Genomic DNA, 26,956 nt, shown 5'->3' with positions numbered 1-26,956 from the left:
GGAGTCGCCTTGAAGTTTGAGCCCATTGCGATCGTGGGCCAGGGCTGCGTACTTCCCGGTGGCCTGAGCCCCGGCGAGCTGTGGGCGACGGTGCACGACGGCCGCGACGTGCTCGGGTCGCCGCGGCCGGACCACTGGGGCGTATCGATCGCGCAGGTGTTGCGGGACCAGCAGAACGCGCCCTACTTCGACCACACCTGGTCCGAACGCGGCGGACACGTGCGCGGCTTCGAGGACATCTTCGATGCCAGCGGGCTCCTGCTGGGCGCCGCCGAACTCGATGGGCTGGATTCGCTGTACGTCTGGGCCATCGAGGCGGCCCGGCAAGCCGTCGAGAGTGCCGGCTGGCGCGCCGGGGAAGTGCCCGGCTCGGCCGGCATCGTCCTCGGCAATTTGAGCTACCCGACGAAGTCGATGACCGACCTCGCCGAAAAGGTCTGGCGTGGAAGCGAACACGGGATCGATTGGCGCAATCGCTTCATGTCGGGACTGCCCGCCCATCTGGTCGCGAACGCACTGGGCCTGACCGGCGGCGCCGCGGCCCTGGATGCCGCGTGCGCCTCCTCGATCTACGCGATCAAGCTGGCATGCGACCGGCTGCACGACCGCACCGCCGATGTGATGATGGCGGGCGGCGTCAACGGCGCCAGCGATTTGCTTCTCCACGTTGGCTTCAGCGCGCTGCAGGCGCTGAGCCGGTCCGGCAGGTCGCGCCCATTCCACCAGGGCGCCGACGGCTTGGTGCCCGCCGAGGGCGCGGCGATGCTGGTGCTGCGCAGGCTCGAAGACGCCATCGCCGCCGACCAGACCATCCTCGGTGTCATCCGGGGCATCGGCCTCAGCAACGACGGCCGAGGCCGGGGTCTGCTCGTCCCGTCCCAGGAGGGGCAGGAGCGCGCGATGCGGCGCGCGTACGAGATGGCCGACCTCGAGCCGCAAGACATCTCACTCGTCGAGTGCCATGCGACCGGAACCTCCCGCGGCGATCTGACCGAGCTGATGAGCATGGCGTGCATCTTCACCGGCATGACGAATGTGCCCATCGGATCGCTGAAATCCAATCTGGGACACTCGATCACCGCCTCCGGTGCCGCGGGGGCCATCAAGGTGCTCGCGGCGATGCGGGCCGGCGTGCGCCCCCCGACGCTGCACGCCGACGATCCGCTGCCGTTCATCGCCGACTCGCCGTTCCGGCTGCTCAACGAGGCCGAACCCTGGGTCTGCGTGGGCCCGCGCCGCGCCGCGATCAACAACTTCGGCTTCGGCGGCAACAACGCGCACCTGCTGCTCGAGGAATGGGTCGAGCCCGCCGAAAAGCGCAGCGCCCCGGTGCGATGGCCGGTGACCGGCCCCCAGGCCGAGCACGACATCGCCATCGTCGGGCTGAGCCTGCTGGTGGGCGATGGGCACGACACCGCCTCGGTCGCCAAGCATCTGATGACGGGCCAGTCGATTCCCACCTTCGACGACAGCGGCACCCTGCGGGCGCGGATGGCCGAGGTGAGCCTCGACCTCACCCAGACACGTTTCCCACCAACCGATCTCAAGCAGACCCAACCCCAGCAACTCGCGCTGCTCGGTGCGGCCCTCAACATCGACGAACTGATCAAGGGCCTGCCGCCGGACACGACGAGCGTCGTCGTCGGGATGGGTTGCGACGCCGAGGTGACGCGGTTCGGAGTCCGGTGGCGCTTGGCCGACGAGATCGACGATCCCGAACAGCTGGCGATAGCGCGCGACGACGTCGTGCAGGGGTGGACGGCCGCCGGCGTGGTCGGCGCGATGCCGAACATCGTCGCCAACCGGTTGAACAGCCAATTCGACTTGCGTGGGCCGAGTTTCACCGTGTCGCGGGAGGAACTGTCCGGCACCACGGCACTGGAGCTGGCCGCACGCGCGCTGCGGCGGGGCGAGGTCGACGCCGCGGTGGTCGGGGCGGTGGACCTCAGCTGCGAATCCGTGCACGAGGCGGCGGCGCGGACGCTGCTCGGCCCGGGCGAGCAGGTGCCCGGCGACGCGGCCATCGTCGTCGTGCTCAAACGCGCCGACGACGCGCGCCGCGACAACGACACCATCCTGGCCACCCTGCCCGCGGACCAGGAACCACGGGGCGAGTGCCTGCACCTGGGCACCGCGCCCGGCGCGGTGAACCTGTCGCCGCTGCTGGGTCACGCTCATGCCGCATCGGGGCTGCTGCACGTCGCCGCCGGTGCGCTCTATGGCTTTTTGGGCGTGTGGCCAGACGGCACGCCGTGGACGACGGACGAGCGCGCGGTCGTCGTCGCGCTCACCGGGATCGGCGGCCAGGAACAACACATCGTTTTGGTGCCACCGTCGCCCCACCACGTCGACGCGGGTGCGCGCGGTGGGCACTTTGCGCCGACCGCCCGTCCGCGCACCGGTAAGTCCTCTCAGCTGTCGTTCCCGGCTCACCTGCCCGAGGTTCGGCTGCCGGCACTTCGTAAAGAACTGACTCCGGTCACCGCCGGACACGTCACTACCGATCATCTGGAGCAGTTAATGGCAACATACGTCCCGCTTCCGCCGCCGCTACCCAAAGCCGCGGATGCATTGACGCGCGTGCCGCTGGGAGAGGCGCTGATAGCGCAGACGCCGCCCGAGCCGTTGGCGATGGTGTACGACCTGGACTCGGAGATCGCGGTCGCGACCGCCGCCGAGGCGAGCGCGCACAGCGCCGTGACGCCGCCGGTTGTCGAGCTCCCCGCCACCACCGAACCGACGGCGCCGGTGGACCCGGAACTGTTGGCCAACAACGAGATCGACAAGCCGCTTCCGGCGGGCGCCAGCAGGGCGATCCAGCCGACCCGTCCGGCCGACAAGGTGGTGCCTGCGCCCACGGCCAAGCGCGCACCGGTCGGCCTGACGCTGGACAAGGGCGGCCTGCGGGTGCACTCCTCGGGCAAGATTTCGGAGATCTACGGTCCGGCGTTCGCCGTGCAGGACGACTACCTTCGCCAGGTCCGGATGCCCGAACCCCCGTTGCTGCTCGCGGATCGGCTGCTGGGCATCGACGCCGAGCCGGCCAAGAACGGGACCGGAACCCTGTGGACCGAAACCGATGTCACCGCCGACGCGTGGTGGCTGCATCAGGGGCGGATGCCGGCCGGCGTCATGATCGAAGCCGGGCAGGCCGACTTGATGCTCATCTCCTGGATGGGCGCGGACTTCGTCAACAAGAGCGACCGGGTGTACCGGCTGCTGGGCTGCGAGGTCACCTACCTGGGTGGCCTGCCCGAGATCGGCGACACCCTGCGGTTCGACATCCACGTCGACGGCCACGCGCGCCAGGGCGACATCCGGATGTTCTTCTTCCACTACGACTGCACGATCGACGGCGTCGAGCGGATGTCCATGCGCAACGGGCAGGCCGGGTTCTTCTCCGACGAGGAGCTGGCGGCCTCGGGCGGGATCCTCTGGCGCCCCGAGGATGAAACCGTCGACGGCCCAATGGAACCGACCCCGGCGCAGACCGCGCGCACGACGTTTGCGCGCGGCGATCTGGAGGCGATGGCGGCGGGGGAGATCTGGCGCACGTTCGGCGCCGGCTTCGAGCGCGCGGCCAGCCATACCCGCACGCCGAGCATCGCGGGCGGCGACATGCTGTTCGTCGACGAGGTGACCCAGCTGGACCTGTCCGGCGGCCCGTGGGGTCGGGGTTACCTGCGCGCCGTCGAACACATAAATCCCGAGAAGTGGTACTTCGGCGGCCATTTCAAGAACGACCCCTGCATGCCCGGAACGCTGATGTACGAGGCGACGATGCAGACGATGGCGATCTACATGACCGCCCTCGGCATGACGATCGGCTGCGACGGCTGGCGCTTCGAACCCGTGCCGTTCGAGACCTACAAACTGGTGTGCCGCGGGCAGGTCACGCCACAGTCGCGCGAGCTGGTCTACGAGGTGTTCGTGCGTGAGGTGATCGCCGGGCCCGAGCCCACGCTGTTCGCCGATCTGCTCTGCACCGTCGACGGCCTGCCCGCCTTCCACTGCCGCCGGATGGGCTTGCGGCTCACCCCCGGATGGCCGATGGACATGGGCGCCAAGGAACTCGAGGGGTACGTCGAGCCCAAGGCCGTCGCGGCGGCGGACGGCTTCAAGTTCGATTACCAGGCGATGCTGGCAAGCGCGACGGCCAAGCCGTCGCTGGCCTTCGGCCCGCTCTTCGAGAAGTTCGATTCGCACCGGAAGGTGGCCCGGCTCCCAGGGCCGCCCTATCACTTCATGTCGCGGGTCACCGAGTTGGTCGGCGAGATCGGGGTCGTCAAGTCGGGTGCCGAAGTCGTCGTGGAGTACGACGTCCCCGGCGACGCTTGGTATTTCGGGGCAAACGGCGTGGCGACGATGCCCAACGCGGTGCTCATGGAAGTCGCGCTGCAGCCGTGCGGCTGGCTGGCCAGCTACGTCGGCTGCCCACTCGACGGCGACATGGACCTGTATTTCCGCAACCTGGACGGCAACGGCACCCAGCATCTGGAGATCACGCCGTCGATCGGGACGTTGCGCACCAAGGTCAAGCTGACGAGCATCGCCAAGGCGGCCGGGACGATCATCGTCAGTTTCGTCGGTGAGATCCAGGCGGACGCCGGGCTCGTCTACACCTTCGACACCGTGTTCGGCTACTTCAAGAGCGAGGCGTTGCAGAACCAGGTGGGGCTGCCGGTCAGCGACGAGCAGCGTGCGCTGGTGGAGCTCGCCTGCGACGCACCGATCGTGGAGTTGGGTGAGCGCCCGCAAGGGTATTTCGGTCCGGGAGCGCGGCTGGCCGAGCCGATGTTGTTGATGATGGACCGCGTGACGGGCCGCTGGCCCACCGACGGCGGCGCCCGGCTGGGGCGGTGGCGCGCCGTCAAGGATGTCAATCCCGCGGAGTGGTTCTTCAAGGCCCATTTCTGCCAGGACCCGGTGCAGCCCGGATCGCTCGGCATCGAAATGCTGTTGCAGCTGCTGCAATTCGCGATGCTCGACATCGGGCTGGGCAAAGAGGCCGGGCCGTCGGCGCGCTTCGAGCCGGTGGCGCAGCGCGACGCGATCACCTGGCGGTACCGCGGTCAGATCATCCCGACCAACAAGCAGATCACGTCGCAGGTGGAGATCACTCGCATCGCGCGCGACGAGGGCGGCGTTCCGGGCATCCTGGCCGTCGCCGAGGCCTCGCTGTGGGTCGACGGAAAGCGGATCTACACCGCGAGCAACCTCGGCATGCGGATCACCCGCGACGCGCCGGGCGGTCAACCCGCTGCCCTGGCCGGCTCCTCCGCGACGCCTGCCGAAGCCCCGGCCCCGGCCCCGCGGCCCCGGTCCCGGCCCCGGTTCCGGCGACAACGACGGTGGAGACGGTCATCGATCCCGCGCGGGACACCTGGATCACCGACCACTGCCCGACCTACGTCATCCCGTCCCTGCCGATGATGTCGATCATGGACCTCTTCGCCCAGGCGGCCGGCAAGGCTTGCGGCACAGGCAAAGTGGTGGAGATCAACGACCTGCGGGTGGTCGGCTGGGTCGTCGTCGATTCGCCCAAGCAGGTGCGGGTGATGGTCGAGCCGACGGAGCACGGCCGCTTCGCGGGCCGGCTGGAGGCCTGGCGCGACGCGCCCAATCCGGTGCTGTCGCGCTGGGAGACGCATGCGACCGCGACGATCGTCACCGCCGACCGGTACGCGGGGGAGGCGGCGACGCCGGCTCCGCTGCGCGACGCGGTGGCCTTCGCCACTCCGTACGACGGCGCGGTGTTCCACGGGCCGGCGTTCGCCAGCCTGCTCGACGGGGCGCGCATCGGCAGCAACGGTTCGTCCGGGACGCTCGCCGTGGACCGGTGCGCGGTTCCCGCGGGCCGGCTGCAGCCGGGATTGCTCGACGGCGCGCTGCACGTCGTCCCGCACGCGGCCATGAGCGTATGGACCACCGACGGTACGGATGTCGCGTCGTATGCCGACGCCCCGGATCCGACGGTCGCGTTCCCGCGGCGCGTGGAGTGGGCCCGCTTCTACGGCCCCACCCCGGCGCAGGGGACGGTTGATGTGCAAACCCGATTCGCCGGATTCGACGACGCCGACGGCCGGATGCCGATCATCGATCTGTGGCTCAGCGCCGGGGGCAAGCCCTGGGCGCACATCCGCCTCGTCGAGATCCTGCTACCCAAGGGCCCTCTCGCCCAAGCCAGCGGCCCGAAGCGGCTGGCGTTCCTGGGGGAGCGGCGGGCGGTGCCCGCGATGTCGCTGAGCGAACGGCTGGACCGCGGGGTGGTCACGCTCGATTCGGCCAGCGCGGCGACGCTGGACTGGTTCAAGGGCACCCTGCAGGCGGTGTATCGCGTTGACAGCAAAGGGGATTCGCTGCTTGCCGATATCGCGACCAAGGAAGCCGTCGCCGACGCGGCCCACGGCGCGATACACCCGTCGCAGGTTCAGTTCATCAACGGGCTGCCGAACTGTCCGGTGCTGCCCCTGCAGCGGGTCTCCGTCGAGGTCGACGCGCGGCCCGGCCAGTGTCGCGCCAGCGCGTCGCTGCAGACAAACTGGCAACCCGTCCGCCGGTGGTGGGCCGACCTGCTGCGATTGCCGCGCGACGGCTTTGGCGACCTGCTGCACTGGGCGCTGCTGTCACGCTACGTCCGGCACGTGATCGTCACGGATCCCGCCGCGATGTCGGCGATTCGCGGACGCCCGGTATTGCTGTTGGGCAACCACCAGGTGCAGGTCGAGTCGCTGCTGGGCACGACGATCGCGTCGTGGGTGACCGGCACGCAGGTCATGCCGATCGCCAACGCCAAACACGAAAACCGTTGGATAGGACAGCTTTTACGGCTCCTGGACGTGGAGGCGGGCCGTCATCTCTCCGCCATCCGGTACTTCGACCAGCAGAACCCACAGCAGTTCCTGCGCCTCATGGACGACATCAAGTCCGACGTCGCCGACCGCGGGGCCTCGACGCTGGTGCACGCCGACGGGACTCGCGCGCTGCACTCCGGGCAGCGCGTCGAGCGGCTCACCTCCACACTGCTGGACATGGCGGTCGAGTCGTCGGTGCCCATCGTGCCGCTGTACTTCGCGGGCGGGCTGCCGCAGCAGCCGGTCGACCGCAAGCTCGAGATCCCGTATCGCCATGCGGCGCAGGACTATATCTTCGGGCGCCCGATCATGCCCGACGAGGTGGCCTCGTGGCCGTATGCCGAGCGCCGGCGCCGTGTCATCGACGCCATCAACGCGCTCGCCCCGTTCGGCGACGCGCCGCACGAGCCGAATACCGCTGTGGAGAACCGGATCAACGCTCGAGTGCCGGGCGCACAGCCGCTCGAGGCGATATGGGCCTGCATCGAGGACGCGCTTGATGGCCTCGGCGTCAACTGGCGAGACATGGTCGGTGGCGACAAGTGGGAGGCGGCCCGATCGACCGGACGCCACACCGCGGACACGGTCATCGGCCGTCAGTGATGGTGGTCGCCGTCCGACGCCTCGGGTGAGCCGCCCATCATCCGCAGCATCGGCATCCCGCCGGACGTGACGAACCGGATGATCAGCAGCGCCGCGACGACGAGAAAAGCGATGTTGAGCCAGCTCGTGTAGTTCCACGAGACCGACGCTTCCAGCACGGTCGCGTTGCGCTGGGCAGGAATGAGACTCGCTGCGCCGAAAAGGAATTCGATGACGTAGCCGGCCGCGACCATCGCCACGTAGAAGGTCCCCAGCAGGGTCAGCATCATCCTGACGCCGTAGTACTTCCGGTAGATGTTCAGGATCGGCAGGATCAGCAGATCGGCGTAGACGAAGGCGATCACACCGCCGAAGCTGATGCCGCCGTTCCACAGCACCGCCGCCAGCGGCACGTTGCCGATCGAGCAGACGAACGACACGATCGCCACCACGGGCCCCACGATCGGCCCCCACAGGGCCGAGAGGCCCGGGTGGTCAGCCAAAAAGAAGGCGCGCCAGAACGTTTCGGGCACCCACGCCGCGATGGCACCGGCGATCAGCAGGCCCAGCACCAGGTCGCGGAGGATGGCCAGCCACTCCATGACGAACACGTGTGAGACCGAGGTGTACCCCTCGGCGGAGAACAGCCGCTGCCAGAATGACCCTTCGCCCTTGATGGACATGTCCATCGCGGCATGCCCCTCCATCGAGCCGGCGATGCCCCGCTCGGCCTGTTCGCGCGCGGCGTCCACCAGGCGGGAGCGCACGAACAGACGGAACAGGATCGCCAGCACCACGATCATCAGCGGGCCGCCGACGAACTCCGCCGCGGTGAACTGCCAGCCCATCAGCAGGGCCAGGATGATGCCCAGCTCCACCACCAGGTTGGTCGAACCGATCTCGAATGCCATCGCGGCGGTGAAGTTGGCGCCCTTGCGGAACAGCGATCGGGCCAACGCCACCGCGGCGTACGAGCACGACGACGACGCCGCACCGAGGCCCGCCGCCACCGCAAGGGTGCGCGGCCGGTCGTCGCCCAACAGCGCCACCACCGTCGAGCGCCGCACCACCGCCTGCACGACCGCCGACAGGGCGAAGCCCAGGATCAGCGCCCACAGGATTTCCCACGTCATCGAGCCCGCCAGCACCAGGGCGTGCTCGATGGCCGCCAGCACCTTGCCTGTCACTCCGGCCCCGCTTCCTTGCGCTCCCAATCGATCATCACGCACGCGCGCCCGGTACGCCCGGGAAGCGCGAAAAAGCGGGGTCGCGGGGATGGCTTCGATCGTGAGCCGTAGTAATTACTTATTGGACCAGCGTCCCAGTCGAGACGGGATATCGGCTGGTCAACGATATCGCCGATTCGCCAACGGGGCCGCCGGAGAAGGGGTAGGTTGCTCGCTGTGGAGGTTGTCATGACCGCGGGCGCTGGCGCATGTCAGCGACGCGCCCTCGGATCGTCATGTCCGGGGTGGTGCTGCCGAGATAGACGTTCGTAACGGTGATGGCACGGGGCGGGGGCTCCGAAAAGGCCAGGCCGCGGCATCCCGGGGGGGACGGGGATGCGCACAAAAGACTTCGTAGAAAATTGAAAGGGTAGTTTGATGTCCGCAATCGAGTCCTCCATTCCTGCGGTGCTCGCCGAAAATGCTGTCCGGCGGCCCGACGAGACGGCGTACACATTCATCGACTACGACGTGGACCCCGCAGGCTTCGCCGAAAGCGTGACCTGGTCGCAGCTGCAGCGTCGCGTGTCGACCGTCGCCGAAGAACTGCGGCGCACCGGCACGACCGGCGATCGCGTGGCGATATTGGGTCCGCAGAGCCTCGAATACCTGATTGGGTTCTTCGGCGCGCTACAGGCCGGGTTCATCGCGGTTCCGTTGTCCGTGCCGCAACTCGGCGCCCACGACAGCCGCGTGGAGTCGGCGCTGGCCGATTGCACGCCCGCCGCCATCATGACGACGTCCGCCGCGGTCGACGGGGTGGTCAAATATGCTGAGATGCAAGGGACTTCGGCCGCACCGGCGGTCATCGAGATCGACTCGCTGGACTTCTATTCCACCGGCGATTTCAAGCCGGTCGATTACTCCCACCCCAAGGAAGCCTATCTGCAGTACACGTCGGGATCGACCGGCCAGCCGGCCGGCGTCATCATCACCCACGAGAACGTGATCGCCAACTGCCACGACCTGGAAAACGGTTTGTTCGACATTTCCGGACCGCCGGAATCGCTGGTGTCCTGGCTGCCCTTCTATCACGACATGGGGCTCATCCAGGGAATCTGTTTCCCCGCCGTCTGGGGACGCCCGTCGGTGCTGACGAGCCCGCTGGCATTCCTCATCGAGCCGGCCCGCTGGATGAAGCTGCTGGCGGCCAACCCGCGGCCGTTCTCCGGCGGCCCGAATTTCGCGTTCGACCTGGCGGTGCGCCGAATTTCCGATGACGACATGGCCGGGCTCGACCTCGGCCAGGTGGTCGGCCTCGCGAACGGCAGCGAACGGGTGCAGCCGGCGTCGATCGCCCGCTTCATGGAGCGATTCGCCAAGTTCAACCTGCCCGAGACCGCGGTCCGGCCGTCCTACGGGCTGGCCGAGGCGACGCTGTACGTGGCGAGCGCGAAGACGGGCCAGGCACCCGGTTCCGCGCGCTTCCAGTACGACCAGCTGTCCGGCGGCCACGCCAAGCAATGCACCGAGGAGCAGGGCGGCAGCGAGCTCACCAGCTATGGCGCCCTGAAGTCACCGCTGGTGCGCATCGTGGACCCCGAGACCAAGACCGAGACCCCGTCGGGCGTCATCGGCGAGATCTGGGCGAACGGAAAGAACATCGGCGCCGGCTATTGGCGCAACCCCGAGCGGACCAAGGCCACCTTCGGCGCACGCCTGGCCAACCCGTCCGAGGGCACGCCCGAAGGCGGCTGGCTGCGCACGGGCGACCTCGGGTTCATGTCCGACGGCGAGCTGTTCATCATGGGCCGCCTCAAGGACCTGCTCATCGTGGACGGCCGCAACCACTACCCGGACGACATCGAGCTGACCGTCACGCAGATCACCAAGGGCCGGGTCGCCGCGATCTCGGTCGCCAACGACACCACCGAGCAGCTCGTCGCGATCGCCGAGGTGAAGAGCAAGGGCTCCGACGAGGACGCCCTGCAGAAGCTCCGCTCGATCAAGCGGGATGTCACGGCCGCGATATCGAACGCGCACGGCGTGCGCATCTCCGACCTGGTCCTGGTGGCGCCGGGTTCGCTGCCGCTGACGACCAGTGGCAAGGTCCGCCGGTCGACGTGCATCGAGAGCTACCGGCGCGAGGAGTTTGAGCGCTTGGACGTCTCGGCGTGACAGCCGCTCTCCCGGATGAAACCGAGGTGCGGCGCTGGCTGATCGACTATTTGGTCACCGAGATCGGTTGCGACCGCGACGACGTCGGTGCGGATGTCACGTTCAACGACTTGGGCGTGGGGTCGCGCGATGCCGTGGTGCTTTCCGGAGAGCTCGCCACGGTGGCCGGCAGGCCCGTCTCCCCGCTGGAGTTCTGGCAGCACCCGACGATCGACGAGTTGGTGCGGTTCCTGACCACGCCCGAGGCGGAGGTCGCTGCCCAGGCGGCCGCCGCGGATCGTGGCTGGGCCGACGAGCCGATCGCCGTGATCGGGCTGGGTTGTCGTTTCCCCGGCGAGATCGCCGGGCCGGATGCGTTCTGGCACTTCCTATCCGAGCGCCGTTCGGCGATCACCGAGGTGCCCGCCGAACGGTGGCAGCCCTTCGACGACGGTTCGCCGGCGATCGGGGCGGCGCTGGCCGGCACCACCCGGTGGGCTTCGGTGCTGACCGACGTCGACGGCTTCGATGCGGAGTTCTTCGAGATCTCCGAGCACGAAGCGACCGCGATGGACCCGCAGCAGCGGTTACTGCTGGAGGTGGCTTGGGAGGCGTTGGAGCACGCGGGAATTCCGGCGGAATCGCTGCGGCACTCGCAGACCGGGGTTTTCGCCGGGGCGTGTGCGGCCGACTACGGCTACCTGGCGGGGTCGGACCTGAGTCGGGTCGACGCGTGGAGCAACATCGGCGGCGCGCTGAGCATCATCGCCAACCGGCTGTCGTACGTCCTGGATCTGCGCGGGCCGTCGGTCTCGATCGACACGGCCTGTTCGTCGTCGCTGGTGGCCGTGCACATGGCGGCGCAGAGCCTGCGCGGCGGCGACTGCGACCTGGCCATCGCGGCGGGCGTGAACCTGCTGTTGTCGCCGGCCATCTTCCGCAGCTTCGACGGGGCCGAGGCGCTGTCGCCGACGGGTCAGTGCAAGTCCTTCGACGCGGGCGCGGACGGATTCGTGCGCGGCGAGGGCTGCGGGGCGATCGTGCTGAAGCGGGTGAGCGACGCGGTGCGCGACGGCGATCGGGTGCTGGCCGTGATACGCGGATCGGCCGTCAACCAGGACGGCCGGTCGAACGGGCTGATGGCGCCCAACCCGTCCGCGCAGATGGCGGTGCTGCGGGCGGCGTGCACCAACGCCGGCGTCGCGCCGCACCAGGTGGACTACGTCGAAACCCACGGCACCGGAACCCTGCTCGGCGACCCCATCGAGGCGCGGGCGCTGGGCACGGTGCTGGGCCGCGGCCGCCCCGCGGACGGCCCGCTGCTGATCGGCGCCGTCAAATCGAACGTCGGCCACCTGGAGGGCGCGGCCGGAATCGCGGGCCTGATCAAGGCGGTGCTGGCCGTGCACCGCGGGCAGATCCCGCCGAACCTGAACTTCGAGACGCCAAACCCGCACATTCCTTTCCAGGACATGCGGCTGAAAGTCGTTGCGGAAAGCACCGATTGGCCGGACACCGGGGCTCCGCGGCTGGCCGGAGTGTCCTCGTTCGGCTTCGGCGGCACCAACGCCCACGTGGTCATCGAGCAGGCGCCTGCGGTGGAAGCCGTTGCGCTGCAGCCGGATCCGGTGGTGAGCACGCTGGTGCTGTCGGGCAAGACCACCGAGCGGGTGGCGTCCTGGGCCTCGACGCTGGCCGAGTGGATGGACGCCGACGGCGCCGGCGTTCCGCTCGCCGACATCGCGCACACCCTCAATCACCACCGGTCCCGGCATGCGCGATTCGGCACGGTGTGCGCGCGCGACCGGGGGCAGGCGATCGCCGGGCTGCGCGCGCTGGCCGAGGGCACGCCCGCCGACGGGGTGACGTTCCCGCACGAGGGTCCGGTGGGGCCCGGCACGGTGTTCGTGTACTCGGGGCAGGGCTCGCAATGGGCGGGGATGGGCCGGCGGTTGTTGGCCGACGAGCCGGCGTTCGCGGCCGCCGTCGCCGAGCTGGAACCGGCATTCGTTGCGCAGACCGGTTTTTCGCTGCAGCAGGTGCTGACCGAGGGCCAGGCCGTGACCGGCATCGACCGGATCCAGCCGGTGCTGGTCGGTGTGCAGCTGGCGTTGACGTCGTTGTGGCGCTCCTACGGTGTGGAGCCCGACGCGGTGATCGGGCACTCGATGGGCGAGGTCACCGCTGCCGTGGTGGCCGGGGCCCTGACCGTCGCCGATGGGCTGCGGGTGATCGCGACCCGCTCGCGGTTGATGGCCCGGCTGTCCGGCATGGGCGCGATGGCGCTGCTGGAATCCGACGCCGCGGCCACCGAGGCGCTGCTGGCCGACTACCCGGACGTGGGCATCGCGGTGTACGCCTCGCCCTCCCAGACGGTGATCGCCGGGCCGCCCGAGCAGGTCGACGCGGTGGTCGCGGTGGTGGCCGACGCCGATCGTCTGGCCCGGCGCATCGAGGTCGACGTGGCCTCGCATCACCGCATCATCGAGCCGATCCTGCCCGAATTGTGCGCCGAGCTGGTCGATTTGGCGCCGGAATCGCCCGCCATCGCGCTGATCAGCACCACCTGCGGCCCCGACGGCACGCCGGTGTTCGACGCCGACCACTGGGCGGCCAACCTGCGCAACCCGGTCCGGTTCAGCCAGGCCATCGCCGCGGCGGGCGCCGACAACGCCACGTTCATCGAAATCAGCCCGCACCCGGTGCTGACCCACGCCATCAACGACTCGCTGGGCTCCGACGATCACCGCGTCGTGGGCACCGTGGCGCGCGACGCCGACGACACGCTGACTTTCCACGCCAACCTGAACGCCAGCCACACCGCCAACCCGCCGCAGACCCCACACCCGCCCGAACCGCACCCGTCGCTGCCCACCGCGCCGTGGCACCACACCCGCCACTGGATCGGGGCCGCCGAGCACCGTCCGGCGCTGGGACTCGAATCGATTGGCGGCCATACCATTTCGGCGCATCCGCTGTTGGGTGCGCACGTGCGGCTCGCCGAGGAGCCCGAGCGGCACGCCTGGGAGGGCGAAGTCGGCACCGCGGCCCATCCCTGGTTCATCGACCACCAGGTCCACGCCGTGCCGGCCTTCCCCGGCGCCGCGTACTGCGAAATGGCGCTGGCCGCGGCCCGGGCAACGCTGGGCGACGTGTCCGAGGTGCGCGACATTCGCTTCGAACAGCTGCTGTTGCTCGACGAGGAGACCTCGCTGAGCGCGGACGCGGTGGTGGACGCGCCGGGTGTCGTCACCTTCGAGGTGCAGACCAACCACGAGGGCGAGCGCGCGCGGCGTGCCTCGGCAACCCTGCGCGCCGCCGAGACCGAAACCCGGCCCGCCGCGCACAACGTCGCCGCTTTGCTTGCGGCACACCCGAATCGGGTGGACGGCGACGAGCTGCGGGGGTGGTTCGACGACCGGGGCGTCAAGTTCGGCCCGGCATTCGCCGGCCTGACCGCCACCTACTCCACCGACGCGTCCGACGGCACCGTCCTGGCCGAACTCGAACTGCCGCAATCGCTTCGCGCGCAGCAGGCCGGCTACGGCGTACACCCCGCGCTGCTGGACGCGTGCTTCCAGTCCGCGGCGGCCCACGCCCGCGACGGCGACATCGGCAGCGGCGGTCTGTTGTTGCCGCTGGGGGTGCGCCGGCTGCGCAGCTACGGCTCGCTGCAGGACGCCCGCTACTGCCTGAGCCGGGCGACCGAGAAGAGCGCCACCGGAATACAGATCGACCTCGACGTGGTCGACGAGAGCGGAGCCGTGCTGCTGATCGTGCGCGGCCTGCGGGTCGGCAGCGACATCACCGAGAGCGGCGCCCGCCAACGACTCATGGCCGACCGGCTGCTGGCGATCGACTGGCAGCGGCGTGAATTGCCCGCCCTGGGCCAGGGTGAAGCCGAGGGGGTGGTCGGGACGTGGCTGCTGCTCGCCACCTCCGCTGCCGACGACATGTTGCCCGCCGAGCTGGCGGACGCCCTGAAAACCGAAGGCGCGCAATGCAAGACCGTGCGCTGGACGCAGCAGGACGCGCAACGGCCGGGGCTCGAGCTGGCCGACGTCAGCGGCGTGGTGGTCCTGACCGGTTCCGCGGGCGGCAACGACGACGAGCTGTGTCCGACCCGGGGGCGCGAGCAGGTGCGCGACCTGGTGCGGATCGCCCGCGAGGTGGCGCAGAGCTCCGAGGAGCCGCCCCGCCTGTATGTCGTGACCCGCAACGCCCAGGCGGTGTTGCCCGAGGACCGGCTCAACCTGGACCAGGCCGGGCTGCGCGGGCTGCTGCGGGTGATCGCCGCCGAGGACGCCCAGATGCAGGCCACCCAGATCGATCTGGACGCGGGAACGGACGCCGGGCAGCTGGCGCGCCAGCTGCTGGCAAATTCGGACGAGGACGAGACGGCCTGGCGCGGTGGGCAGTGGTACACGGCGCGGCTGCGCTTCGCCCCATTGCGTCCCGATGAGCGGCGCACCGCCACCGCCGACCCCCGGCGCGACGGGATGCGCCTGGAGATTCGCACGCCCGGCGACCTGGAAGGCCTGGAGCTCGTCGCGTTCGACCGCATACCGCCGGGGCCCGGACAGATCGAGGTCGCGGTCACCGCCTCCAGCCTCAACTTCGCCGACGTGCTCATCGCGATGGGGCGGTTCCCCAGCGTCGACGGGCGCCAACCGCGCCTCGGCATGGACTTCGCGGGCGTGGTGTCCGCGGTCGGTCCGGACGTCACCGACCACCAGGTCGGCGACCGCGTCGGTGGCGTGTCCGAAAACGGTTGCTGGTCAACGTTTGTCACCTGCGACGCGCGGCTCGCCGTCCCGCTGCCGGCCGGCCTGGACGACGAGCAGGCCGTCGCGGCGACGACCGCATACGCCACGGCCTGGTACGGCCTGCAGGACATGGCCAGGATCAGGCCGGGGGAGCGGGTGCTGATCCACTCCGGAACAGGTGGTGTGGGACGGGCCGCGATCGCGATAGCCCGCCTGGCCGGGGCGGAGATCTTCGCGACGGCGGGCAGCCCGCAGCGGCGCGGGCTGCTGCAGGAGATGGGCATCGAGCACGTCTACGACTCGCGCAGCACCGCGTTCGCCGACGAGATCCGCCGCGACACCGACGGCTACGGCGTCGACGTCGTGCTCAACTCCGTCACGGGGGCGGCCCAACGGGCCGGCTTCGAACTGCTCGCGATCGGCGGGCGGTTCGTCGAGATCGGCAAGCGCGACGTCTACGGCAACACCCGGCTGGGCCAGTACCCGTTCCGGCGCAACCTCACCTTCCACTACCTCGACCTGGCGCTGATGGCGGCCACCCAACCGGCGCACGTCAACGAGCTGCTGGGCACGGTGTACCGGCTCGTAGGCGAGGGCGAGCTGCCCCCGCTCGAGCGCACGGTCTATCCACTTGCCCAGGCGGCCACCGCAATTCGGGTGATGGGCGCGGCCGAGCACACCGGCAAACTCCTGCTGTCCATCCCGCGGGACGGGGAGTGCGCCGTGGTGGTGCCCCCGGAACAGGCCAAAGTGTTCCGCGGCGACGGCGCCTACATCATCACCGGCGGCCTGGGCGGGCTCGGGCTGTTCCTGGCCAGGGAGATGGGCAAGGCGGGTTGCGGCCGCATCGTGCTGACCGCCCGCACCAACCCGCCCCCCAAGGTGCAGCAGGCCGTCGAGCGGATCCGCACCGGCGGGGTCGACGTCGTCGTCGAGTGCGGCAACATGGCCGAGGCCGACACCGCCGCGCGGGTGGTCGCCGCGGCTACCGCCACCGGGCTTCCGCTGCGCGGGGTGCTGCACGCCGCGGCGGTGGTCGAGGACGCCACCCTGGCCAACATCACCGACGAGCTGATCGACCGTGACTGGTCGCCAAAGGTTTTCGGCGCGTGGAACCTGCACCACGCGACCAGGGCCGAGCAATTGGACTGGTTCTGCTGTTTCTCGTCGGCGGCCGCGCTGCTCGGTTCGGCCGGGCAGGGCGCGTACGCCGCGGCCAACAGCTGGGTGGACGCCTTCACGACGTGGCGTCGCAGCCTGGGCCTGCCGGCGCTGGCGATCGCCTGGGGGCCATGGGGCGAGCTCGGGCGCGCCACGCATCTGGCCGACGGCGGCGCCACCACGATGATCGCCCCTGACGAGGGCGCGCGGGCGTTCGAAGAACTCCTGCGCTACAACCGCGGCTACACGGGTTACGTCCCGACCAGCGGCGCGTCGTGGCTGGCGGCGTTGGTGGCCCGCAGTCCGTTCGCCGAAGCCTTCCAGGCCTCCGGGGACCACCGGGCCGACGCCAGCACGCTGCGCACCGAGCTTCGGTCGCTGTCGCAGGACGAATGGCCCACCCGGCTGCGGCAACTGATCACCGAACAGACCGGTCTGATCCTGCGGCGCACGGTCGATCCCGACCGCCCGTTCGTCGAACACGGACTGGACTCGCTGGGCAATCTAGAGCTGCGGACCCGCATCGAAGCCGAGACCGGCATCCGGATCACCCCCAAGGCGATCGCCACCCACAACACGGCCCACGCGCTGAGCCTGCACCTGACGGAGACGCTGGTGGCCGAAGAGGGCCAGGCGCTGGCGTCCGGGTAGCCAACGGCCTCAGCCCAATTGGGTTGTCCCCATGGACACTCCGGCGGCGGGCAGCCGCGCCAGCAGGGCGTCACCCATCGCGGCCGCGGGGGTGAGCACGCCGCGCAACTCGGAAAGCCGGTCGCGGTCCAGCGCCAGCGCCAGACCACTCTCGCCCAGCATGATCGAAGTCCCTTGGTAGGCATCGCAACTCTGCCCGAACGTCGCCACGTAACGGGCGCCGGTCGTCGTGGTGGTGTACGTCTCGACGGCATAGTGGCCGCGCCGCCGGGCCCGCGTGCTGGGACCCGCGCCCGACTTGGGAGTGATGCGCTCCACGAATCGTGGGGGCAGTTTCCCGAAGTACCGGTTGCCCAGGTACACCGCGGCCGACAGGGCGCCGGTCGCGATCGCGGAGGCGACGGGTGCCGCCCATGACTTCCCGAAACTCATCGCCTCGGAGTAGCGAAAGTCGCGGCCGTAGGTCCAGCCTTGTAATGCGTTGCTGTGTCGGGTAATTCGGGCGTTGTGCGCGGCCAGTATGAATGCACCGGTCCAGTAGCGCGCCAGCTCGGGCGCGATGTCGCGCCCCCTGCGCCACCCGAAGTCGGGCTGCGGACCGAGTTCGGGTTCGGCGGCCCGGTCGGTGGTCAGCGTGTAAGGGTCGTCGATGATCCCGCGGGTTTGCGCGTCGCTCGATGCGGCGCGGATGGTCCCCAGCAGCGAGGCGATCGTGCCCCCGGAGGCGCCGAGCTGGGAGAAGGAGCGCAGCACGAGGGTCGTGTCGCACAGTTCGCCGGCGCCGTCGCCGGCCGCGCGCCGGTACAGCTGGTAGGCGTTCAGATCCGAAGGGACCGAGTCGAATCCGCACGACAGCACGATGCGGGCGCCGGTGTCGCCGGCCTGCTTGTGGTAATGGTCGATGGCATTGCGGGCGAACATCAGCTCGCCGGTGAGATCGGCATAGTCCGTACCGGCCGCGGCGCAGGCCGCCACTAGGGGCAGGCCATAGCGCGCGTAGGGACCGACGGTCGTGACCACCACCTGCGTTCGGACGGCCATCGCGGCCAGCGTCGACGGCTGCGCGGCATCGGCGGCGATCACCGGCCAATCCCGCGCCGCGGGACCCAGTGTCTGCCGCACCGCCTGCAGGCGTTCGGCGGAACGACCGGCCAGCGCGATGCGCGCCTGCGAGCCCCGCTGCGCGAGGTACTGCGCGGTCAGCTGGCCGGAAAAGCCTGTCGCACCGTACAAGACGATGTCGAACTCGCGGTCCGTCACTCCATGACCCAGCTGTCCTCGACGGGCGCGGCGCACAGCAGGGAATGGATTCCTTCCAGCGACTTCTCGACGCCCGCCAGGTTGGAGTGGTGCTCGATGAGCAGCCGGCCGTCGAAGGTCACGCAGGTGTACAGATCGATCGGGGCGTGGGGCGCGAAGTAGAACTCGCCGCCGACGTCGTCGACCACCAGTCCGTCGGGTGTGCGCAGGCCGGGAATCCAGCCGACGTCGGTGCACATCACGAAGGGGGGGAGGCCCGGCAGGCTGCCCTCGTATTGCAGGCGGAAATGCAGCGACGATTGCTGAATGAGGCCCTCGGACAAGTCTTCCCGGAACGCGTCCACGATGCCGCGGGCCACGTCGATGAGTTCGGTGTCGGGCCCGATTTCGGCCAGGTAGCTCGCCAGCCCGAGCGGCAGGGTACTTTCGGTCGCACCGACCGGGGGCGTCAGGTGGTAGCGCAGGTCGACGGGGTAGAAGTACGGGATCGGCAGGTGCGGGGTGTTGCGCAGTTCCCACTCGGCCAGCAGGATGGCCGCGGCCACCATGGCGTTGAGGCTGACCTGGTTGGCCCGCCCCAGCTCGACGAGGTCGGCCGTCTCGTCCTGCGTCAACCGGACCTGGGCCACCGGAATCGGCGCAAACGCATCGGGATCCGTCACGATCGGCGGCCGCTGGACGGTCGACAGATCGTAGCGGAACGCCGCCGGGTGCAGCCGCTCCAGACCGGAGCGCTGCTGCTTGGTGATGCCGCGTTGTTCGAGCAACGACTCGAGCGGCTCGGGCGCGGGTCGCGCGGTGATCGGCCCGGCATCGCCGTTGTTCACCACGTCGGTGTACAGCGACATCAGCTCCTCGAACAGGCCGAACACGTGGTGCCCGTCGGCCAGGGAGTGGTGCGCATACAGGGTCAGTACGCTGGGCCCGCTACCGACTTTGAGCCGCAGGTTCAGCAGGGACTGGCTCTGATCCAGGCGCATGCCGGCGATCGCGGCCTGCGAGGTGCGCTCGTTGACGAGCCAGATCCCCGGGTGCATCAGGTCTTCGGCGACGATCTGGTGCCGGCCGTCGTCGGCCTGCTCGAGGTGGCCGGCGAAGATCGGGTGCACTTGCAGCAGCGCATCGAAGGCGTCGGACAACGCGTCGACGTCGACGTCGCCGATGACCTTGATGGTCAGCCCGAAATACGTCTCATTGGTTGCGAACACCTCTTCGCTGTGCGCGAGCTTGCGGATCACTGATCCGGGAAACACCCCTGAACTCCCCTTATCTGCGTGTGCTGGCGCGCCGATAGCCCGACAGCGTCGGTCCTATGCACACCGCGGCGATGCCGACGACCCACAGCAGCGTGGCGATCATCGGCGTTCGCACCGAGCCGCCGAGTGACAGTGCGCGCATCGCGTCGATCGCGCAGCTGATCGGCTGGTGCGCGACCACCGGCTGTATCCACTTCGGAAACTGGTTGACGGGCAAGAAGCCGGTCGAGAAAAGGATCGCGAGCAGGTGCACGAGCGTAATCGCTTCCAGGAGGAAGTTTTTCGACGCATACCACGCGATGGTGGTGATCAGGGTCGCGAAGGCGAGACCGAAGAGCACCGGGATGCTCAGCCACGCCAGGGTCGGCAGAATGCCCTGCTTGAAGCGGAAGCCCATGATCAGGCCGGCGGTCAGCACGACCACCGTCGTGATCATGATCCGGACTATCTCGGCGACGATCCGCGAACAGATTCCGGACGCGCGGTGGATGGGCAGCACCCACAGCCGGCGCAGCAGGCCGTCGTCGCGCTCCCCGATGAGGCCGATGGCGCCGACCGCCGCGCCGTTGACCGCGGCGGCGAGCACGTTCATCGGAACGGTGTTGTACAGCCCGCTGTACCCGGTGACCTGTGAAACGGCGTGGCCCAGAACGATGTTCATCGTCACCAGGAACATGACCGGCAGCGCCGTCACCATGATGATCGCGGTGAGGTCGCGCGCCCACTTCAGCAGAATGCGGCGCGTCTGCACCAGGGTCTGCGGAATCAGCACCCGCGCGGAGTTCTCCTGGACGCGGTCGTGCGCCTGCGGCGGCGCGGTTTCTTCCTCGTAGACCAGTGTCATCACGCCCGCCTTGACAGAACGAGAACCGATACCGGGACCAGCAGCGCGGCCAGTCCGCAGAGCCACGCCACCGTCGGCGCCACGGACGACCAGGTTACCGCGGCATTGAACGGCGCCTGGTCGCCGGCCAGGGCGTGCAGGCTGTCGACCAGCCGCGAGATCGGCTGGTCGCGAACGAACGGCTGGACCCAGCGCGGAAATTGGTCCACCGGTTGGACGCCGACCGACAGCAGCCCGAAGATCAACGGCGGCAGGGTGAGCAGGGGAGCCATGGCCTCCGGGTTGCGGCTACCGGTGCCCATCATGTCCGCGGCGAACGACAGCAGCGCCCCGAACACGAGCACCAGCACGCAAAAGCCGATGGTGTCGGCGACCGAGCCGCGGAATCGGAATCCGATGGTGTAGCCGGAGATCACGGCCACCGTCAGCGACACCACACAGCGGTAGAGGGCGGCCGAGATGCGGGCGATCACCGGGGTGAACGGCGCGATCGGCATGGACCGGAATCGGCGGTTGATGCCCTGCACCGAGTCCGTCGCCGCCCGAAACGCCGTCGACATGGCGGCGAACGTGATGGCTTCCAGGGCGATCAGCGGCATCAGGTACTGCGCGTAGCTGCTGGACACCCCGCGGGTGGCGGCGCCCATGATCTCGTGCAACGGGATGTAGAAGCCGGCCGTGAACACCACCGAGGCCGCGATGGTGATGGCGAGCTCGCCGTTGCGCAGGGTCGGCGCGATGAAGCGGTTGGTGAGCACCCACCACTGGGCGCGTACCGACGGGTGCGCTTGCGCGACGGCCGGGGCGGTCAACTGACGACCTCCGGGACGCCCCGGCGGGGCTGGGGCGAATCCTCGGTCAGCGAAAGGAATACGTCGTCCAGCGACGGGCGCCGCAGCGCGACATCGGCGACGGGGATGTTGGCCGCGGCGAGCCGGCCGACCGCCTCGAGGAGCGTGGTGGCGCCATGCGGCGCGGGCATATGGATTCGATCGGATTCGCCCGTCAGGCTGGCGCGGTTCTTCTCCGGCAGCAGCGAGCCGAGCGTGTCGGCGATGGCCTGCAGGTCGTTGAGATCGACGGGAACGATCTCGCAGTAGCTGCCGCCGGTGCGGGCCTTGAGCTCGTCGGCCGTTCCCTCGGCGATGACCCGGCCGTGGTCGATGACGATGATCCGGTCGGCCATCGCGTCGGCCTCTTCGAGGTACTGCGTGGTGAGCAGCGTCGCGATGCCGCGATCCTGGAAGTGGCTGACCAGGTCCCAAATGCTCTGCCTGCTACGGGGATCCAGGCCGGTGGTCGGCTCGTCCAGGAAGACCACCTGCGGCGGGACCACCAGGCCGCACGCGATGTCGATCCGCCGGCGCATGCCGCCGGAATACGTCTTGACGCGACGATCGGCGGCATACGCAAGATCGAATTCCTCGATGAGCTCCTTGGCGCGGCCGCGGGCGGCCTGCTTCTTCAGGCCGAAGAGGCGGCCGAACATGTACAGGTTCTCCAGGCCCGTCAGCGTTTCGTCGAGTGCCACTTGCTGACCGGTCAGCATGATCGACCGGCGCACGCCGGGCGCCTCGGTCACCACGTCGTAGCCGGCGACCACCGCGCGCCCCGAGTCGGGGCGGCTCAGCGTCGACAGGATGTCGACCAGCGTGGTCTTGCCCGCCCCGTTGGGCCCGAGCAGCCCGAGCACCTCGCCGCGGCCGACCTCGAAGCTGACCTCGTGCAGGGCGACGAAGTCGCCGAAGGTCTTGCGCACCTTGTCGACGACGACGGCCTTGTCAAAGTTTCGCTGTGCGTTGCTCATTGGGAGCTCCTCAACCTCAGGCGTCCGACAGATCCACTAGGGCCAGCTCCACGGGTTGCGAGCCCGTGTCGCCGCCGTCTGGGATGGCGTCGTGGGCGTCGCGCATCAATTCGCGCAACGCCACCGGGAATTGCTGCGCAAGCGCTTCTGCGCGGGCGCTCGAGACGCGGCGAGCGTCGTACCACCAATCCAGGTGCAGCACCCCGGCATGCCGGTACACCCGGAATTCGAGGGCATGGCCCAGGCCCGGAATCGCCTCGCGCACCGGCATTGCCGTATCGGAGTCGAGCTGGACCGGAGCGTCGAGGGGTGGCGGCTCGGGGATCATCCCGATGTACCGCAGGTGGATGTCCGAGGCGTCCGGCGTGGCCAACAGGCGCGCGGTGGGCGCGTAGACGTAGCGCAGTAGCCCGTAGCCGACCCCGAAGTGCGGAACGGCCTTGACGGTGTCGCGCACGGCCGACAGCACGTCCAGCGGGGCGTCGTCCGGCGCGCATCGCAGCGCGGCCGGATGGACGGTGGTGAACCGGCCGACGGTGCGACGCAGGTCGACGTCCGGCCGCAGTACCGAACGCCCGGCGCCCTCCAGGTCGACCGAAACCACACCCGCGCCGACGGTTTGGGCGATGGTCCGGCTCAACGCCGCCAGCAGGACTTCCTCCATCGACGCGCTCAGCTTGCGGCGCACGTCGTCGAGTTCGGCCGATTCGTCGAGCGGTAGCGCCGACGACACCCGCACCAGGTCGCTGGAGCAGGGTTGCCCCGCGGCCTCGCGATCGCCCAGTCGCAGCGTCGCTTTGCTCGCGGTCTGCAGCCAGAAGTCGCAGGTGTCGAGCACCGCCGGGTGGGTGGCCAGGGCCGCGGACCGCAGCGACCACTCGCGCCACTTGGCGCTGGCCGGGGGCAGCATGATCTCCTCGCCCGCAAGCCGGTGGGTGAACGCGGTGAAGAGGTCGAGCAGCAGGATTTCGCGCGAGGCGTTGTCCGCGATGACCTCGTGGGCGGACAACACCAGGTACGAACCGTCGCGCCCGCCGGTGAGATAGGTGGCGGACAGCGTCGCGGTCAGGTCGTCCTGGGCCAGCAGGTCGGCCACCGCGTCGCGCACCCCGGCGCGCTCGGCCGCTGCCCCGTCCGCGGCGTCGCCGGGCAGAGAACGCGACGAAAGGTGCTGAAATTCCTGCGGTTCGGCGATCCGCTGCCCCCACGTTCCGGCGCGGTCGACGAACTGAAGGCGCAACGCGTCGTGGTGGTTCACCAGCGCGGTGAGCACGGCCCGGACGTCGTCTTTAGTGACGCTGGGGGCGAGCCGGAAGACCAGCGGGACCCGCCAGCGACCCGTCTCCTGCACACCGTGTTCGAAGAAGCCGGCGATGTTCGCGGGTACCGGCAGGTGCGCGTCGTCGCCGAGAGGTTCGGTCAGTCCGGCCCCGGTGAACTCGGCGTCGAGCGCGGCCGCCAGCCGGGCCACGGTCGGATGTTCGTACAGGTGCTGTGGGGTGACGGTGAGACCGGCGTTGTTGGCGTTAGTCGAGATGCCGATCGCGATGAGCGAATCACCGCCCAGCTCAAAGAAATTCGCGTTCCGGTCCAGCGCAGTCACGCCCAGGCACTGCGTCCAGATGCGATGCAGCGTCGCCTCGGTGGCCGACTGGCCGTCGATCGGCGCCGCGGCGACAGCGGCCCCGCTGCCGGCCGCGCCGTTCAGCCCCGCCGGGGCCTGGGTCCACACGTTGGTCCGCGCCTCGATCCAATGCCGTTCGCGGGCAAAGGGATAACCCGGCAGCGTGACCAGCTGGGTGTCCGGCCCGGTGAGCGGTGAGAAGTCCACCGGCACGTCGGCCGCCCACAGCTGGCCGAGCCCGAACAGGAAGGCGTCGCGGTCCTCGATGCTCTGCACCGGGTGCCGCATCAGCCGCACCGCGCGATGCCCGCCCGACCACTTCGGGTGCCGGATCGCCGAGCCGGTCAGGCTGCCGCCCGGACCGACCTCGATCAGCACCCGGTTCTGCTGGCCCAGCAGCGCGTCCAGTTCGTCGGCGAATTTGACCGTGGCGCGGATCTGGCGCGCCCAGGTCGCCGGGTCGGTGGCTTGCTCGGCCGTCATCCAGGTGCCGGTGACGTTGGACAGCAGCGGCGTCTGCGGTTCGCGCAGCTGCAGGCCGGACAGGAAGGCCTGGAACTCGGGCACCACGGAATCCATTGCCGCCGAATGGAATGCGTGCGCGGTGCGGACGCGCCGGGCCGGGATGCCGTGCTCGCGCAGGTGGGCGGTGAACTCGCGGATCGCCTCGGGCGACCCGGCGACCACGCAGTTGCCCGGGTCGTTGACCGCGGACAGGTCGACGCCCGCGGTCAGGTGCTCGGCGATGTCGGCGGGGCTGAGCGCGACGGCGACCATGGCGCCGGGCGGCGACGCGTGCATCAGCTGAGCGCGCTTGGACACCACCTTGACCACCGTCGGCAGGTCGAACACCCCGGCCAGCGTGGCGGCGGCGTATTCGCCGATGCTGTGGCCGGCCATCGCCGCGGCCCGCACGCCGTAGCTTTCGACCAGCTTGCCCAGCGCGTACTCCACCGTGAACAGGATGGGCTGGGCCCGGTCGGTACGTTCCAGGTTGTTCTCTTCGCCCGCGGCCTCCTTCGACTCGGAGCCGAACAGGATGGCGTGCAGGTCGATGCCGAGCTCGTCGCGGAATCCCGCCGCGCAGGCGTCGAAGTGCTGAGCGAAGGCCGGCTCGGTGTCGTAGAGCCCGCGCGCCATCCCGGGGTGCTGGGCCCCCTGGCCGGGGAACAGGAACACGACCCGATCCGCGCCCTCCGGATCGTCGATAGCGCCCTCGCTGACGAAGACGTTGTCGTGCTCGCCGGCCCGCAGCACGGTGGCCGCGTGCTCGCGGTCGTGCACGACGACGGCCGCCCGCACGGTGTGCTTGCGGCGCCGGGCCAGGGTCGCGGCGACATCGCCCAGGTCGGGCGCCTCGGGGCTGTCCAGCGCGGTGGCCAGAGCTGTGCGCGCATCATCAACCGCCGCAGCGGATTTCGCTGACAGCAGCAGCACCTGCGGCCCGGGGTGCGCGGCGCCGGAGGGCACCGCGGGCGCCTCTTCGACGACGACGTGCGCGTTGGTGCCGCCCACGCCGAACGAGCTGACCCCGGCCCGGCGGATGCCGTTGGATTCCCAAGCGCCGTATTCGGTCTGCACGACGAACGGCGTCTCGTCCAGGTGCAGCTCCGGGTTCGGGCTGGTGAAATGCAGCGTCGCAGGGATCGCTTTGTTCTTCAGGCACAGAATGGTTTTGATCAGCCCGGCCACCCCGGACGCGACTTCCAGGTGGCCGATGTTCGACTTGACCGCTCCCAGCGCACACGGTCCGGGTCGGGGTTCTTCGGACACCGCGAACGCGGTCCGCAGCGCCTTGATCTCGATGGGATCGCCCAGCGGCGTGGCGGTGCCGTGCGCCTCGATGTAGCTCACGGTCGACGCGTCGATGCCGGCCACCGCGTGCGCCTCGGCGATGCAATCCGCCTGTGCGACCGGATTCGGTGCCGCGTAGCCCATTTTCATGGAGCCGTCGTTGTTGATCGCCGAACCCCGGATGACGGCGTGGATGCGGTCGCCGGCCTCGACAGCGGCCTGCAGCGGTTTGAGGACCACGATGCCCACGCCGCTGCCGAAGACCGTGCCGTCGCATCGCACGTCGAACGGCCGGCACTTGCCCAGGGCCGACACCATCGAGCCGGGCTGGTGCCAGTAGCCGACGTGATGCGGAACGCGCAGCGACACACCGCCGGCCAGCGCGACGTCGCACTCCCCGCTGAGCAGGCTCAGGCAGGCCATGTGCACCGCGACCAGGGACGACGAGCACGCCGTCTGGATGGTCAGGCTCGGGCCGCGGAGGTCGAACTGGTGGGACACCCGCGTCGACAGGTAGTCCTTGTCGTTCTGCATCGACAGCCCGACGGTCTCGAAGTTGAGGCCCTGCCCGAACGCGATGTGCGGGTCCTGGTGCGACATCAGGTTGTGCATCAGGTACGCGCTGGACGAGGTGGTGCCGTAAACGCCGATGGAGCCGTCGAATTCGGCGGGGTCGCAGCCCGCGTCCTCGAGCGCGTGCCACGCGGTCTGCAGGAACAGCCGGTGCTGGGGGTCCATGGTGCGGGCGTATTGCGGTGCGAGACCGAAGAACCCGGGGTCGAACTCGTCGATGCCGTCGAGCAGCGGCGCGCGCCGCACGTAGGACGGATTGGCCAGCGCCTTGTCGGTGACGCCCGCGGCGCCCAGCTCCTGCTCGGTCAGCGTGACGATGGATTCCTTGCCGTCGCGCAGGTTGTCCCAGAACTCGGCCAGGGAGTTGGCGCCCGGGAACCGACCCGCCATGCCGACGACGGCAATCGCGTTGTCGGGCAATGTGGTTGGGTCCACAGCTCCGGGTGAGGGTGCTGTCACCT

Annotated in this window: 11 protein-coding genes; 4 read left to right on the top strand and 7 right to left on the bottom strand. The window is 69.5% G+C overall.

Translation table 11 applies throughout. The features are described from left to right. The first annotated feature begins 9 nt into the window (after positions 1-9). Together MRAB57_RS27410 and MRAB57_RS27405 are read left to right on the top strand one after the other, a co-directional pair. Positions 10-5,433 (top strand): beta-ketoacyl synthase N-terminal-like domain-containing protein, encoded by a 5,424-nt coding sequence (locus MRAB57_RS27410; protein ID WP_077090137.1) that lies wholly within the window; start codon positions 10-12, stop codon positions 5,431-5,433. Beyond that, entirely contained in the window at positions 5,352-7,457 is a 2,106-nt protein-coding gene (locus MRAB57_RS27405) for a polyketide synthase dehydratase domain-containing protein (protein ID WP_077090136.1), read from the top strand. Before MRAB57_RS27410 ends, MRAB57_RS27405 begins: the two co-directional genes overlap by 82 nt. On the opposite strand, the gene MRAB57_RS27400 is transcribed toward MRAB57_RS27405, so the two are convergent. Next, complete coding sequence (locus MRAB57_RS27400) at positions 7,451-8,623, bottom strand: permease (protein WP_077090135.1); 1,173 nt, start codon at positions 8,621-8,623, stop codon at positions 7,451-7,453. The two genes, MRAB57_RS27405 and MRAB57_RS27400, sit on opposite strands and share 7 nt — an antisense overlap. Before the next feature lie 417 nt (positions 8,624-9,040). Here MRAB57_RS27400 and MRAB57_RS27395 point away from each other — a divergent pair, with 417 nt between their 5' ends. After that, complete coding sequence (locus tag MRAB57_RS27395; protein ID WP_077090134.1) at positions 9,041-10,780, top strand: AMP-binding protein; 1,740 nt, start codon at positions 9,041-9,043, stop codon at positions 10,778-10,780. Beyond that, positions 10,777-17,337: a sulfolipid-1 biosynthesis phthioceranic/hydroxyphthioceranic acid synthase gene (gene pks2 / locus MRAB57_RS27390; RefSeq protein ID WP_173813976.1), complete on the top strand. Its 6,561-nt coding sequence runs from the start codon at positions 10,777-10,779 to the stop codon at positions 17,335-17,337. Before MRAB57_RS27395 ends, pks2 begins: the two co-directional genes overlap by 4 nt. Before the next feature lie 9 nt (positions 17,338-17,346). Here pks2 and MRAB57_RS27385 read toward each other — a convergent pair whose 3' ends face one another. The 6 genes from MRAB57_RS27385 to MRAB57_RS27360 are packed head-to-tail and all read right to left on the bottom strand — an operon-like array spanning position 17,347 to position 26,954. Continuing rightward, the gene (locus tag MRAB57_RS27385) at positions 17,347-18,597 is read right to left on the bottom strand and encodes a saccharopine dehydrogenase family protein (protein ID WP_077090133.1); all 1,251 of its coding nucleotides are present in this window, start codon (positions 18,595-18,597) and stop codon (positions 17,347-17,349) included. Continuing rightward, entirely contained in the window at positions 18,594-19,850 is a 1,257-nt protein-coding gene (locus MRAB57_RS27380) for a phthiocerol/phthiodiolone dimycocerosyl transferase family protein (RefSeq protein WP_077090132.1), read from the bottom strand. The genes MRAB57_RS27385 and MRAB57_RS27380 overlap by 4 nt, the downstream gene beginning before the upstream one ends. A 13-nt stretch (positions 19,851-19,863) precedes the next feature. Next, a complete protein-coding gene (locus tag MRAB57_RS27375) occupies positions 19,864-20,697 on the bottom strand; it encodes an ABC transporter permease (protein WP_077090131.1) in 834 nt (277 codons plus the stop codon). Beyond that, positions 20,697-21,509 carry an ABC transporter permease gene (locus tag MRAB57_RS27370; RefSeq protein ID WP_077090130.1) on the bottom strand — a complete coding sequence of 271 codons (813 nt, stop codon included), beginning with the start codon at positions 21,507-21,509 and terminating at the stop codon, positions 20,697-20,699. Before MRAB57_RS27370 ends, MRAB57_RS27375 begins: the two co-directional genes overlap by 1 nt. Next, on the bottom strand, positions 21,506-22,504 hold the full coding sequence (locus MRAB57_RS27365; protein ID WP_077090129.1) for an ATP-binding cassette domain-containing protein: 999 nt from the start codon (positions 22,502-22,504) through the stop codon (positions 21,506-21,508). The genes MRAB57_RS27370 and MRAB57_RS27365 overlap by 4 nt, the downstream gene beginning before the upstream one ends. Before the next feature lie 16 nt (positions 22,505-22,520). Next, positions 22,521-26,954 carry a type I polyketide synthase gene (locus tag MRAB57_RS27360; RefSeq protein ID WP_281254398.1) on the bottom strand — a complete coding sequence of 1,478 codons (4,434 nt, stop codon included), beginning with the start codon at positions 26,952-26,954 and terminating at the stop codon, positions 22,521-22,523. Between the last annotated feature and the right edge of the window lie 2 nt (positions 26,955-26,956).

Origin of the sequence: Mycobacterium rhizamassiliense, assembly GCF_900157375.1 — a bacterium.
Taxonomy (GTDB): domain Bacteria; phylum Actinomycetota; class Actinomycetes; order Mycobacteriales; family Mycobacteriaceae; genus Mycobacterium; species Mycobacterium rhizamassiliense.
Note: the sequence above shows the minus strand (reverse complement) of the source record. Positions and strands in the feature narration are given on the sequence as shown.